Annotated in this window: 11 protein-coding genes and 1 tRNA gene; 8 read left to right on the forward strand and 4 right to left on the reverse strand. The window is 32.4% G+C overall.

The window, feature by feature from the left end:
• Positions 1–105 precede the first annotated feature (105 nt).
• Positions 106–190: transfer RNA gene (locus ACXGSQ_RS09965), tRNA-Ser, on the forward strand.
• Between the two features lie 149 nt (positions 191–339).
• Here ACXGSQ_RS09965 and ACXGSQ_RS09970 read toward each other — a convergent pair.
• The 4 genes from ACXGSQ_RS09970 to ACXGSQ_RS09985 are packed head-to-tail and all read right to left on the reverse strand — an operon-like array spanning position 340 to position 5,170.
• The gene (locus ACXGSQ_RS09970) at positions 340–1,521 is read right to left on the reverse strand and encodes an ABC transporter permease (RefSeq protein WP_458626050.1); all 1,182 of its coding nucleotides are present in this window, start codon (positions 1,519–1,521) and stop codon (positions 340–342) included.
• Positions 1,518–2,699, reverse strand: a complete 1,182-nt coding sequence (locus ACXGSQ_RS09975) for an ABC transporter permease (RefSeq protein WP_458626051.1) — start codon at positions 2,697–2,699, stop codon at positions 1,518–1,520. Before ACXGSQ_RS09975 ends, ACXGSQ_RS09970 begins: the two co-directional genes overlap by 4 nt.
• A 12-nt stretch (positions 2,700–2,711) precedes the next feature.
• Positions 2,712–3,686, reverse strand: coding sequence for an HlyD family secretion protein (locus ACXGSQ_RS09980; RefSeq protein WP_458626052.1), 975 nt, complete (start codon positions 3,684–3,686; stop codon positions 2,712–2,714).
• Between the two features lie 5 nt (positions 3,687–3,691).
• Positions 3,692–5,170 carry a TolC family protein gene (locus tag ACXGSQ_RS09985; RefSeq protein ID WP_458626053.1) on the reverse strand — a complete coding sequence of 493 codons (1,479 nt, stop codon included), beginning with the start codon at positions 5,168–5,170 and terminating at the stop codon, positions 3,692–3,694.
• A 249-nt stretch (positions 5,171–5,419) separates the two neighbouring features.
• Here ACXGSQ_RS09985 and ACXGSQ_RS09990 point away from each other — a divergent pair, with 249 nt between their 5' ends.
• The 7 genes from ACXGSQ_RS09990 (at position 5,420) to cls (ending at position 13,978) form a co-directional block, all read left to right on the forward strand.
• Entirely contained in the window at positions 5,420–6,199 is a 780-nt protein-coding gene (locus ACXGSQ_RS09990) for a patatin-like phospholipase family protein (protein WP_458626054.1), read from the forward strand.
• Positions 6,200–6,212: 13 nt separating this feature from the next.
• Positions 6,213–7,271 carry a mechanosensitive ion channel family protein gene (locus ACXGSQ_RS09995; RefSeq protein WP_458626055.1) on the forward strand — a complete coding sequence of 353 codons (1,059 nt, stop codon included), beginning with the start codon at positions 6,213–6,215 and terminating at the stop codon, positions 7,269–7,271.
• 45 nt (positions 7,272–7,316) lie between these two features.
• Positions 7,317–10,172, forward strand: a complete 2,856-nt coding sequence (locus ACXGSQ_RS10000) for a PAS domain-containing protein (RefSeq protein ID WP_458626056.1) — start codon at positions 7,317–7,319, stop codon at positions 10,170–10,172.
• A 1-nt stretch (position 10,173) separates the two neighbouring features.
• Positions 10,174–11,238 (forward strand): response regulator, encoded by a 1,065-nt coding sequence (locus ACXGSQ_RS10005; RefSeq protein WP_458626057.1) that lies wholly within the window; start codon positions 10,174–10,176, stop codon positions 11,236–11,238.
• Between the two features lie 124 nt (positions 11,239–11,362).
• A complete protein-coding gene (locus tag ACXGSQ_RS10010) occupies positions 11,363–11,857 on the forward strand; it encodes a hypothetical protein (RefSeq protein WP_458626058.1) in 495 nt (164 codons plus the stop codon).
• A 31-nt stretch (positions 11,858–11,888) separates the two neighbouring features.
• Positions 11,889–12,494 carry a DUF6134 family protein gene (locus ACXGSQ_RS10015; protein ID WP_458626059.1) on the forward strand — a complete coding sequence of 202 codons (606 nt, stop codon included), beginning with the start codon at positions 11,889–11,891 and terminating at the stop codon, positions 12,492–12,494.
• Between the two features lie 41 nt (positions 12,495–12,535).
• Entirely contained in the window at positions 12,536–13,978 is a 1,443-nt protein-coding gene (gene cls / locus ACXGSQ_RS10020) for a cardiolipin synthase (RefSeq protein WP_458626060.1), read from the forward strand.
• Positions 13,979–14,011: the final 33 nt, after the last annotated feature.

Raw genomic sequence — 14,011 nt, forward strand, 5'->3', positions numbered from 1 at the left:
TTTTTGTAAATCAGTATTTTAAAAATAAATAATTTTTATTGTGACTTTTTTTTTCAAAAAATCATTTTTTTTTAAAGAATAGTTTATATATTTGCACCCGCTAACGGAGAGTTGGCAGAGTGGTCGAATGCGGCAGTCTTGAAAACTGTTGAGGGTCACACCTCCAGGGGTTCGAATCCCTTACTCTCCGCAAGGAATGTTTAAGTTCCTGTAAAAGCCCATAAACGTAATGTTTATGGGCTTTTTTCATTAATTATATTAAAACGGATCAAGACTAAAAGGGATCAATCTCAAAAGTTGTGTGTGAATTATCTATAGTCGTTTATAAATTTCAATACGTTAAACGACTTCTATATTTCTTTTTAAGAGCTGCTTTTTTAGGTAATAAAAGCGTAATAATGCTGCAATATAGCCTAGTAATAGTAATAGAAGTAAATGAATAATTTCATTGCTATACAGATTGCCCTCAACCCCCATAATCGTTTGTTTCTTTAAGAAGCTGAAATAAGGCTTTAAAGGAATTAGGTTAGACATAAACTGTAATACTAATGGCATGTCTTTAAAAGACCATGTGATTCCAGTAATTAAGAACACCGGATAGGATGTAAAGGCCATAATTTCCATCGCTCTAGCTTGAGATTTAAAGAATGAAGATATAAACCATCCATAAAATATAGTGGCTATAAAAAAGAGGAAGGATACGGTAATTAAGGTAACCATAGAGCCATTAAGCGGTAAATCAAAAATTGGAAATGCTACAAAATAGGTAAGAATGATATAGGCCGCATACAATAGAAAATAGAAGCCTGTTTTTCCAAAAAAATAATTGAGAAAACTAAGCTGAACATTATTAAAAATAAATGGAATTAGGTTGTTTTTACGATCTAAAGCTACACTTTCAGAAAGACCAATAAGTAATGTTTGATGCAGAATAAGTATAAATAGTGCTGGTAATAAAAAATTACCGTAATTGTTAGTGGAGTTATAAACCGCATGAATTTGGGCAGTAATAGGTAGGGCTTTTTTTGCAGCTAAAGACGGATTTATTTCTTTAGACTTAAAAAAATTCTCGCGTGATTCTACGGCATAGTCCATCGCTACTAAGTTAACCGCTTTGTTAATATCGTTAGAAGATAGGAATTTAGAATTATTAAGTATTAAGCCAATTGGAGTACTTTCATGAGCTTTAAGTTTGTTTTCAAACCCACTTGGAATATGAATTAATCCTTGTACATCAAACCTATATAGTCCATTTTTAGCTTCATTGAGATCTAAATAAGTATGTGTAATATCCACTTTCTGCGTGGCATTAATTTTATTTATAAAGGCCCGACTACTATCTGAATGATCTAAATCAACAATACCAACACTAACGTTTTCTTCATCTTTATTAAAATAGGTTGAACCCATTAATGCAAAATAAAGTAGAGGGGCTGCTAATAAGGCCAATAGAATACTATGGTCGTTGTAAATTTGCGTGGCTTCCTTTTTGAGTAATTGCCAAATTAATTTCAGGTTCATATGGTGCTCATTTTTGGTTGCAGAAAAATATGTTTTCTGTTAACGATTAAACCTATAATGATTATGATTACTGCAATACAAAGGAATATAGCGAGTTGCTGTAGTTCGGGTATTATAAATTTGAAGGGTGTATTTAACTGATAAATTTTAAGAAATCCGGTTAAAAAGTGAGTATAAGGAATCACTTCAGCATACCAACGGTTAAACCAAGGCATCGCCCAAATAGGAAAGGTAAAACCACTAAATACAAATGCAGGTGAATTGTAAAAAATAGCGATATCTAGAGCAATTATTTCATCTTTAAAAAGTAATGAAATTCCGAAACCAAGGGCTATATTAACGGTAAGGAAGAGTAACATTAAGACCAAAAGTGAGCCTATATTTCCATAAATCGGAATACTGAAAATAGGAAATACAATTGCAAATAAAAATCCGCACAAACTGAGTCCAAAGACTAAATGAGCCAAATACTTACCTAATAGCATGGTTACCACGCTTCCATGGGCTGCAGTGAATAAATCCGGGTAAGTATCTTGTTTCCATTCATTATTAAAGGCTCTAGAGGCCGCAAAAAATAGGATCATTTGAATTAATACTGTAGCGAGTCCAGGTAGTAGATAATATACATAATTGTATTGAGGATTAGCTAAAACTTTCGTGTTTATAGCAATAGGCATGACAGTCCCTTGAATTTTATCAGGGTTAATGCCTAAAGGCGCTATGTTTTTAACCACGATTCCAGCACTGAGTAATTGTGTAACTTCTTGTGCATATTTATAAAGTAGATTCCCAAATACAATATTGGTAGAATTTGTATAAATCTTTATTTGTACAGGAATACTTTTAAGAACATTTTTATGAAAATCTTTTGGAATATAGAATATGCCATTAACATTGTTTGAAACAAATATATGCTCTAGTTTGTCTTCTGAAGAGCTATAATAGGTAACATTTAAATTTGGAGATGCTTCTAATGATTTAATATAGGCTCTGCTCAACGCACTATTATCATTATCGTAAACCGCAATGGGAATTTCTCTGAGTGCACCTTTATAATATATTAAGCCTAATAAAATGAATACAATGACGGGAATAATTAAGTATAAATTCCTCGTGGATTTCTGCCGTGCTAAGCGTTGCATTTCCCTTTTAAAAATATGGTATACAGGCCAATTCATGGATAGCGTTGCTTATTTAATAATTTGAATGGACATTCCTGGTCGTAAATCCGCTATACGATCTTGTGGTTTTAGGTGAATCTCGAAAGATTTGAGTTCATATTCCCCTTTGGCTTTGATAGGAACCCAAGTCGCGAAATTAGCCATAGGTGCAATGTACGTTACTTTAAAATCGACAGTTGCATAATCTAAGCCAGGTACTTTAGCCTTATGCATCGTTCCGATTTTAAATTCAGATAAATTATCTTCTCTGATATTTAAGATTGCATATATTTTTTCAGGAATTTGTATGGTTAGTATCGGATAACCAGAAGCCATAACTTCTCCTTCTTCAGCAATTTGATTACTAATGATGCCCGATGTTGGTGCAACTATATTTAATTCGTCATAGAAAGCTTCAACTTCATTGTAAGCACCTTGTGCGCTTTCAAAACTCCCTTGTGCTGCTTTGATATCTTCCTTTCGCGTGCCTTTTTTACCCATTTCCCACATGGATTTAGCAGCATTCATTTGTTCTTTTGCGGCATCAAATTTAAATTGAATTTCATCCATTTCTTGTTTAGAGATAATACTATCAGCATAGAGTGCTTGATATCTTTTATAGGTTTTTTCGGCGAAATCAAATTGACTTTTAGCCATTAAGTATTGATTTTGAAGTGCGTTAATTTCTTCTTTACGTGCCCCTGTTTTGGCTTTTTCAATTAACGAACGTGCTGCTTTGACCATACCTTCTGCTTGGCCTTTTCTGGCCTCTAAAACATCGGGTTCTAAGGTTGCTAAAACTTGTCCTTTTTCAACGGTGTTTCCTTTTTCAATTAAAATAGACATAACGCGTCCTGGGATTTCAGAGGATACGTTTACTTCAGTCGTTTCTAGCATTCCAACATATATTTCTTCCTCGGTTGAAGGCGATCTAACTATAAAATATACAATAGAGAACACAATTATTAATATAGGAATGGATAATATAATGTGCGATTTTTTCATGATAATTATTGGTTACTTATAATTGGTATTATCTTTTCGGGTTGTCCTATTGAAGTATAAAGACTAGCGATGGCTTTGTAATAACCATCTAAAGCAACGAGTTGTTCTATTTTAGATTTTTCATAGAGTAAAGTAGCGTCTATCACATCAATAGATTTACCTAAACCTTCTTCAAAACGTCTGGTATTAATTCTAAGATTTTCTTTAGCAAGTTTTACAGTTGCTAATTGACTGTTGTATAATTTTTGTTGATTAAGAGTGTTCATGTAATTACTCTCAACAAGCAATTTTATTTGTTGTGTTGCGTATGCTTTTGCATTTTTTACTTCTTCTTGTAAATGTTTACTCGCTTTTAATTTGTTGACATCCTTAAAGCCGTTAAAAATATTAAGCTGTGCTTGTAAGCCTATCATAAATTTAGGTGGTACTATAGGAAGGTCTTCACGAAACATATTATACGTACCAAATGCGGCAATATTGGGCATAAACTTAGATTTCTCTAGGGCATGAGATTGTTTTGCCATAATCTCTTTTTGATTGATTAATTCTAAAATAGGTTGGTTTGCATTTGCAGTGTTGAGAAGCTCATTAAAATCAAAATACAAATCTTGATACCTAATGCTATCCATAACCTTAAAGTCTACAGCATCGGATAAATTCATGGTAGTCCGTAATGCCATTTTAGCCAGTTGTAATTTGTTTTTGTCATTGTTAAGATCCTTTTCGGCATCGGCAACGGCTACTTGTGCTCTTAATAAAATATGTTTTGGAAGCATCTCTAATTCAATGGCACGTTCGGTTTGTGCTTTGTGGGTTAACATGCCTTCGTAAACTTGCTGACGCGTATTTATAATTTGTTTTAGAAGAATAACCGTTAGGTATCTATTGATGAGCTCATTGGCAATGTCATCTTTAATTTGTTTAAGCTCTATTTCAGAGGTTTCAAGTTCTGCTTTTGCATATTTTTTTGCAGCAATAATTTTACCTCCAGTATAGATGGGTTGAGTGGCTGTTAATGCAGCTGTAGGAATTTGTTGATTATCAATAACTAGGTTATATGCGGGCAATTGCCCTAAGGCATTAACGATGGTGCCATATGCCGCTTCAGGAGTTAAATCTAATCCTAAACTTTCACCATAGCTACCAATAAAAGCAGCACCATACTTGCCTGCTAAATCATCTATAGAACCTTTAACTTGTGAGGTGTTTACTTCCATGTTGTCACTTAAGTAAGTGTAGCCTCCTAATAGATTAATAGAAGGTAGAAAATTACCGTTTGCAGCCTTGTCTTCATATACTTTTTGCTGAACACGCTCGGTATAGCGTTTTATTTTTTCATTATGAGCGTAGCTTATTTCTAAAGCTTCAGAGAGGCTTATTTGTCTGTCTTGCCCGTAAATACTAGTACTACAGAGCAATATGAGTATGCTAATAGCAATGCTGTTTACGATGTTACTTAAAATTATATTAATCCAATTTTTCATTTGTACGAAGAAAGATGAGTAATCCAATTTTGATGTAAAATTACAACTCAAGACTAAAACCGAATATGACCAAAGTCAGTCTTTCTGTTGAATTCGGTTTTTAGTAAGTAGGGATAATTGCAGAACAAATAAGTCGATTGCGAATTAGAACTGTTCTTTGTTTTAACATTTATTAACGCTTATAGATGATATAAATCATTTAAAAATTAAGGTGTAGCAAATATCTTTGTTAGAACGAAAATTGAGATTATGAAATTAGGGTTAGTGTTATCTGGAGGAGGTGCAAGAGGAGCTGCTCATATTGGAGTTATAAAAGCATTAGAAGAACATGGCATTGTTGCTACTCATATAGCAGGAACAAGTTCTGGTGCTATTGTTGGTGCGTTGTATGCAAATGGCGTGCCCTGGGATGAGATACTCACGTTTTTTAAAACGATAACGCTGTTTCAAACCAAGAAGTATGCCTACAATAAACCTGGTTTTTTAGATAGTATTAAATTTTATGACGATCTTAAAAAGTATCTTCCAGATGATGATTTTTCTTCTTTAAAGAAATCCCTTTACATTACAGCAACTGATGTTATAAAAGGAACCTTAAAAATCTTTAATAAAGGTCAACTGATAAAACCCGTAATAGCATCGGCTTCGTTTCCGGGTGTTTTTACACCTACAGAAATTAATGGTTCGTATTATATAGATGGAGGAACACTTAACAATTTTCCTACCGAGCCATTAACACCTCTCTGTGATAAAATTATTGGAGTCTACGTTAATCCATTAAAAAAAATAAGGGTAAACGACTTGAAGCATTCCTATACGATTGTAGAGCGTGCCTACAAAATTAAGGTGGCAGCTGAGTCTATCAATAAGTTTGGCTTATGTGATTTTGTGATCTCACCAGAAGAACTCAATAAGTATGGAACTTTTGATATGAATAATATAGATGCCATTTTTAGTTTAGGGTATACGACAACAAAGACAGTATTAGAAGCGCGAGGAATTACAGATGGCATGGTAGATTTAAAATAACTAAATAAGATTTATGGATTCTATAGTATCAAAATTGCATTTGTCTGATCTTTGGTTAAAAACAATGCTTACAATTTTAGTATTCATAGTAATGGGTCTTTTTGTTCAGTGGGTTGCTTTTTTAGTATTAAAAGTCATAAATAAAAAAAGACCAACAGTCCTCAAATCACAAATTTTAAACCATCTTAAAACACCGTCTAAGTTTTTAATCCCGCTTTTATTTATTTATGGTTCAATAGGATTGTTAGATCTAACGGAATTTTGGAAAAAGGCTATTGAGATACTAATCATCTTAAGTTTTACTTGGAATTTAATTGCATTTTTACAAGCACTTGAAGTGGTTGTAAAAACTAAATTTGAGATAGAAGGGAATCATAAAGCTAAAGATCGTAAAGTACTCACGCAGTTGCGGTTTTTAAAAAGCCTAGCTTTTATAATAATTATAACCCTTGCCATTGCGTCTATACTGTGGAATATTCCGAGTGTTAGAAAAGTAGGGACTACAATTTTAACGTCCGCTGGGGTTATAGGGATTATTGTAGGTGTTGCAGCTCAAAAGTCTATAGCAAATCTTATTACTGGTTTTCAAATTGCGTTTACACAACCCATTAAGATTGATGATGAAGTTGAAATCGAAGGGGAGTTTGGTGTTGTTGAAGATATTACATTAACTTATGTTATTGTTAAAATATGGGATTGGCGCAGATTGGTGCTGCCTTTAAGTTATTTTAATGATAAGCCATTTGTTAATTGGACTTTTAATTCTAAAGATATTATAGGAACTGTTTTTTTTTATGTCGATTATACCTTTCCTGTAGAGGAATTAAGAAAAGAATTTAAAACTATTTTAATTAACCACCCTAAATGGGATAATAATATTGCTAAATTATTAGTAACCAAAACAGATCAAAAAACAATGGAACTTAGAGCGACATTTAGTGCAAAAGATGCTTCAGATATTTGGGATTTACGTTGTGATGTAAGAGAAAAATTAATCTCATTTATCCAAGAGAATTATCAAGATTGTTTGCCTAACGTAAGACTCAATAAGGGCTTAAGAACAAAATTGTAACGTTAGTTGAAGTGAAATAAAAATTGATTTTCAAGACGCCATCAAATGAATGATAAATTAGAAGAGATAGCCTTATTACAGAGTATTGCTCATATAGGTAGTTGGTATTGGAATCTGCAAACGGGTGTTACAAATTGGTCTGATGAGTTTTACCGAATTTTAGGACTTAAACCTGGAGATGAGCGATTAACCAATACCTCATTTGTCAATTTTATCCATCCAGATGATAGGGAAAAGGTTATTAAAATTAGAGATACTGCAATTCAAAACAAACACTCTTATAATTACGAAACCCGGATTCTTAGATTAGACGGAACTGTAAAATATATTTCTGCCAGAGGAAAATTTAAGACTAATGATGATGGTATACCAATGTGCTTTTTGGGGACTATACAAGATATTTCAGCGTTTAAAAAAACAGAAGAAAAATTATTGAATTCTAAAATACGGAATAAGGCTATTCTAAAAGCTTTACCAGATATTATATATGTATTTAATAGTGATGGTATTTATGTAGAAGTATATGCCGAAGATTTTTTTCTTACAAATCTGTCGCGTAATGAGTTGATTGGTAAACCTATTAACGAGGTTTTGCCAGAGGATCTTTCGATACAAATATTATCAGCTTTTAAGCGTGCAGAAATGTCAAAGGAAATCCAAATTATAAATTATTCATTTTCCACAAATAAGCAATTAAAGCATATTGAAATACGTGTAGTTGTTAAAGAAAATGGAAACTTTTTAACGATTATTAGAGATATTACTAGCACTAAAAATAATGAATTACGAGTGAAAGAAAGCGAAGAACGTTTTCGTTTATCCATGCTGGCAACACACGATGGGTTTTATGATTTTAATCCAGCAACCAATAAAGGTTGGTATAGTCAGAAATATAAAGATTTGTTTAAACCTACAAATGAGCCCGATTGGTGGGAAAGTCACATTCATCCCAATGATAAAGATGCCGTTTTTAAAACTATTAGATTAGCGCTTAATAGTAATTATAAATATTGGACAACAGAATATAGATTCATCCATAACGATTCGTCATGGTCTTATGTTGAGGATCGTGGTTATATTGTTAGAGATGAACAAGGAAGAGCAACTCGGGTTCTAGGAGCTGTATCGGATATTACAAAACAGAAAAAAGAAGAAATTCTAAAAGAGAAGGTTAATCGTATTCTAGAAATGATAACCCTAGATAAACCTATAAAAGCCATTGGAAATTGTATTGTAAAGACCATTGAAAATCATATCGATAACTGTATGGCTTCTATATTCGTCTTAAATGAGGATCATAAAACCTTGCATAAATTGGCCGCTTTAAATTTGCCAAAGAAATTTTGCGATAATTTTGAGGGCGTTTTAATTGGCGATAATGTTGCGGCCTGTGGTACAGCAGCCTTTGAGAAAAATAAAGTCATCGTTTCTGATATTGCCAATGATCCACGTTGGGAAAAGTATAAAACATTAGCCTTAGTATATGGCTTAAATTCTTGTTGGTCTTTTCCTATTTTATCATCTTCAGAACGCGTATTGGGAACATTTTCGGTGTATTGTAAAACAAAACGCCTGCCTACTAAATCTGAAAATGAAAGCATAACAGATATGGTTCAACTGGCTAGTGTTGCTATAGAACAGCATAATGATAAAATAAAATTAGAAGCCAATAAAAGGGAATTAAAAAAATATGCCGAAAGTTTAGAGGCCAAAGTCGAAGAGCGTACCCACGAACTAAAAGCAACGGTGCAACAGCTGGTAGAGAGTAATATAAACCTTGAAGACCAAATTCTAATCACTAAATTGGCGGAAAATAAAACATTAGAAAGTCAACTGATGTTTTCTACTATTGCAAAGAATTTCCCTAAAGGTTTTGTGGCTGTTTTCGATTCAAATTTTACTATAGCTTTTATTGAAGGGGAAGAATTGGATGTTTTAGGAATGAGAAATTTTGCCAAAGGAAGCACTATCGATGAAATTAAGGTCTTTCCTAAAGATGTTAGAGATAAAGTAAAATCAAAAATTATAAACACATTTAAAGGTGAACATTGCTCTTTTGAAATAGAATTTGAAGGCCGAGTGTATTTAATTAATTCCACTCCTTTATTTAATAAGGATAAACATATTCAACAAGTCTTATTGGTACATAATAATATTTCTGACCAAAAAGAAGTAGAACAAAATATTCAAAATGCATTAAAAAAAGAACAAGAGTTAAATCAATTGAAATCTCAATTTATTTCTACAGCATCACATGAGTTTAGGACGCCTTTAAGTGTTATTTTATCATCTTCAATTTTAATCGAAAAATTAAATACTGTCGGAAATGAAGAAAAGCGGTTAAAACATGTAGATAAAATAAAAGTCAATGTTAGAAATTTAGTAGGTATTCTTAACGATTTTCTGTCGCTAAGCAAATTAGAAGAAGGCAAAGTAGCAAGTCAACCCGAGTTTTTTGATATGCTCAGTTTTTCTAATTCTATAATTCAAGATATTAATTTAAATAAGAAAAAAGGTCAAAAGATCAAATTGATAAAAGAGGTTTCAGAATTGACAGTGTATTTAGATCCTAAATTAATGCGTCATATTTTATTCAATTTATTATCTAATGCGGTTAAGTATTCACCCGAGAATACAGACATAACTCTTATAATAAATAGTGATAAAACCTATGTCATTTTAGAAATTTTAGATGAAGGTATCGGCATCCCAAAATCTGAGCATAAAAATATCTTTCACCGCTTTTTTAGAGCCTCAAATGCCACGGATATTCAAGGTACAGGCTTAGGATTAAATATTGTAAAACAATACACTGAATTAATGGATGGAGTCATCCATTTTAAAAGTGAACTCAATAAAGGAACTTCTTTTAAAATAAAACTTCCATTAAATAACAAATAAAATGAAAACGATACTCATTATAGAAGATAATCAGGATGTAAGAGAAAATACAGCTGACATTTTAGAACTCGCAAATTATGATATTCAAACCGCTGAGGATGGTATTGTTGGAGTAAAAAAGGCAAGGCAATATAAGCCAGATATTATTTTATGCGATATAATGATGCCTAAATTAGATGGTTATGGTGTTTTAGAAGCTTTAAGCTTAGATAAGAGCACAAGAGGCATTCCTTTTATATTTTTAACCGCTAAAACCGAGAAAAGAGATATTAGAAAAGGAATGAACTTAGGTGCCGATGATTACTTAACGAAACCTTTTGAGGAAGATGAATTGTTAGACGCTATACATAGTCGATTAAAAAAAAATAGTTTCTTTAAAAAAGAATTTTCAAAAGATGTAGAGGGTTTAAATCAGTTTTTAGAAGAAGCTTCAAGTTATATCGATATTGAGAGTCTGTCTAAAGATTTTGAAGGTAAAATCTATAAGGTTAAAGACCACGTCTTTAGAGAAGGTTCTGCTGCAAATACCTTGTTTTTTATAGAACGAGGAACTGTCAAAACCTATAGAACTACGGAGTCTGGAAAAGAATTTGTTACCGGTTTATATAAGGCAGGCGATTTTATTGGACAATTAGCATTGGTTACAAATAAAGGTACGTATACAGAGTCTGCAATGGTTATTGATGAAGCAGAAGTTCATGGGATACCTAAATCTAATTTTATGGCACTTTTACATGAAAATCAAGACGTTTCTGAGAAATTTATTGCTTTGATCTCTAACAACTTAATTGAAATGCAAGAGCAATTGGTTAGTATGGCATTTTCTTCGGTGCGACAAAAAGTAGCAAAAGCATTATTAGATTTAGATAATAAAGGAATTTTAACTAATAAAGACGACGATTCTATTGGTATCGCAAGAGAGGATTTTGCGGGTCTAATAGGTACAGCAACAGAAACAGCAATTAGAATGTTAACTGAATTTAAAGAGGAAGGTATTATTTCTATCGGAGCTGGGAGACGAATTCATATTGAAAATAGAAATGCGTTAGAACAGATTGTTAATTAGTGCCATAGTTACTCTAGGTAAAAGCGTTAGCCTGCTATCTAGATTGACTTAAGTCATTCCTGTCGTAGTGAGGTGTTTGTAACTTTGTGTTATTGGAAGATTGTAAAATTTCCATACATCGTTAATGAAATCGAAAGGCGTCAATACAAGTAAAAAACAGTTTTTTATCACTATCTATAAAGATTTATTGCATTTAGAAAACGCAGTAGAACTTTTACAAGTAGCGGATAAAACTAAACTAGAATTATCTATTCTAGGGACCTTAATTATAGAGGATTCTAATGCGATTGCGTTAAGAAAAACTGTACTTAAAAGTATAAAAGGCTTTTGCAAGTCGTTATTGGGGCACAAGGCGAGTTTTGGTGGTTTTTACAATTCAGAATTAGGGGTTACTTTTATTTCTGGTACACTAACATCTACGTTTTTACACGATGTAGGAGGTAAACCTTTAGCGGTATTATCTACTGGGCTGTATGAAATTTTTAGAGCGCTTGGTTCTAGTGAAAAGGATGCTTCTCAATATCTAAATGCGTTGAGAACTGGTCAGTATTTGTTAATTGTTAGAGGATTAGAAGACGATATCAATACCGTAAAACGAATCATTTCGTCTCAAATATAAACGAACGTGTTTTATAATTAAATATACGAGAATGAGAAGGTTTTGGAACATAATATGGCTTAGTGGTTTGATGCTTATAGGTAATGCTATAAGCTCTTCAGAAGACCAATTGTATTTTGATATCGTATTACACAATAACAAAGTAATCGGAAGTTTAAAGGCGACAAAATCAAAACAAAAAGAGAGGACGCATTATTATAGTTTTACCAAAATTAAAACGCGTTTAATAAAAGAGATTCAAGTTGATTATGAATACGATGTTATGTTTGAAAATGCGCAATTAAAAGAAGCTGATGTTGCTATTACTGTAAATGAAAAACCACATGCCAAAACAAATACCACAAGAGAAAACGACTATTATCGCGTAGAAATTAATGAAGAGGATGAAAAAACGGTTAATGAAGCAATTTCGTATGCTACCATTCAATTATATTTTAAAGAACCCATCAATATAAGGCGTTGCTATTCTGAACAAGATGGAAGTTTTAATACTATTATGCCTTTAGGAAATCACCGCTATAAAAAAGTAAATTCTAAAGGGAAAGAAAATATATACCACTATAAAAACGGAATTTTAAAAAGTGCAACTATAGATGGAGGCCTCGTTAAATTTAAGATGATTGCCAGAGAAAAATAATACCTCATCTCATATAAAATGAGTTAATAACCTTATGTTTTATGACTACGACACTTGTCACTATTTTATATTTTTTATTTGCAATTGCTATAATTGTAAGACTCTTGTTGTATGGTGTTCGTCCTACTAAAACATTAGCATGGTTGTTAGCCATTTTTACGATTCCTATTGGTGGAATGCTGTTCTATTTTATGCTCGGTCGTAATAGGAAAATCAATAAATTTTATAAGCTAAAAAAGACGAAAGAAATTTCAGACTATCTCTCTATGGTTGATAATTATTACAATGCTATAGAAGATAACCATCTAATCATTCCAAAATCGGTAAAAAAACATATAAAGTTAGCAAAACTCATTGCTAAAAGCGCGAAATTTTTGCCAAGTGAAGGGAATAAATTGACCCCTCTAAAAGATGGGCCTTCAACATTCGAAGCTATGTTTAAGGCTATTGAAAATGCAACACATTTTATTCATATTCAGTATTATATTTATGAAGATGGTGATATCGCTAAACACTTTTTAAAGGTGTTAGAGAAAAAAATAAAGGAAGGTGTTGAGGTGCGTTTTATTTATGATGGACTAGGAAGTAGAGCACTGAGTAAAACCTATATTAAAGCCCTTAAGAAAATCGGTGTAGAGGTTTATCCATTTTTACCCATACGATTTGGTAAGTTATTAGCATCAGTAAATTATCGGAATCATAGAAAAATAGTGATTGTTGATGGAATGGTCGCTTTTATAGGAGGTATAAATATATCCGATAAATATATTAAAGGAGATGGGGTCTTGGGGATATGGCACGATTTGCATTTAGAATTAAGAGGTACAATTGTTAATAGTCTACAGGTTGTTTTTGCTAAAGATTGGAGTTTTGCAAGCGGAAAAGAAGATCTGTTAAAAACGCTCTATTTTTCAGAACATACAATAGCACCTGGAAAATCTACGGTTCAAGCTGTTGAAAGTGGTCCAGATTCAGATTTTTCGTCGATACATCAACTTTACCTATCAATAATAAACAGTTCTAAAAAGTACGTTTATATCACTAATCCTTATATCATTCCAGGTGAAGCTTTAATGAAAGCCTTGCAAATTGCGGCTTTAAGTGGAGTAGATGTTCGGTTGTTATTATCAGCAAAATCCGATAATGTTTTGGTGAAGTATACCGTACAATCTTATTTTGAAGATTTTATGGAAGCAGGAGTGAAAATTTATCAATATCCAGATGGATTTTTACACAGTAAAGTCATTATATCCGATGACGAATTGACTACAATTGGAACAGCCAACTTAGATATTAGGAGTTTCGAACAAAATTACGAAGTCAATGTTTTAATCTATGAAAAAGAAATCACTGAAGAATTAAAAAACGATTTCTTTAAACGCTGCGAAATAAGTACGCAAATTAGCTATAAAGAATTCATTAAAAGATCAAAGATTGAACGTTTAAAGGAAGGCTTTGCTAAGGTGTTTAGTCCTGTGTTATAATAGGGAAGGTATTATAGATTAAGACTAATAAAA

It is taken from the genome of Winogradskyella sp. PC D3.3 (assembly GCF_054366245.1).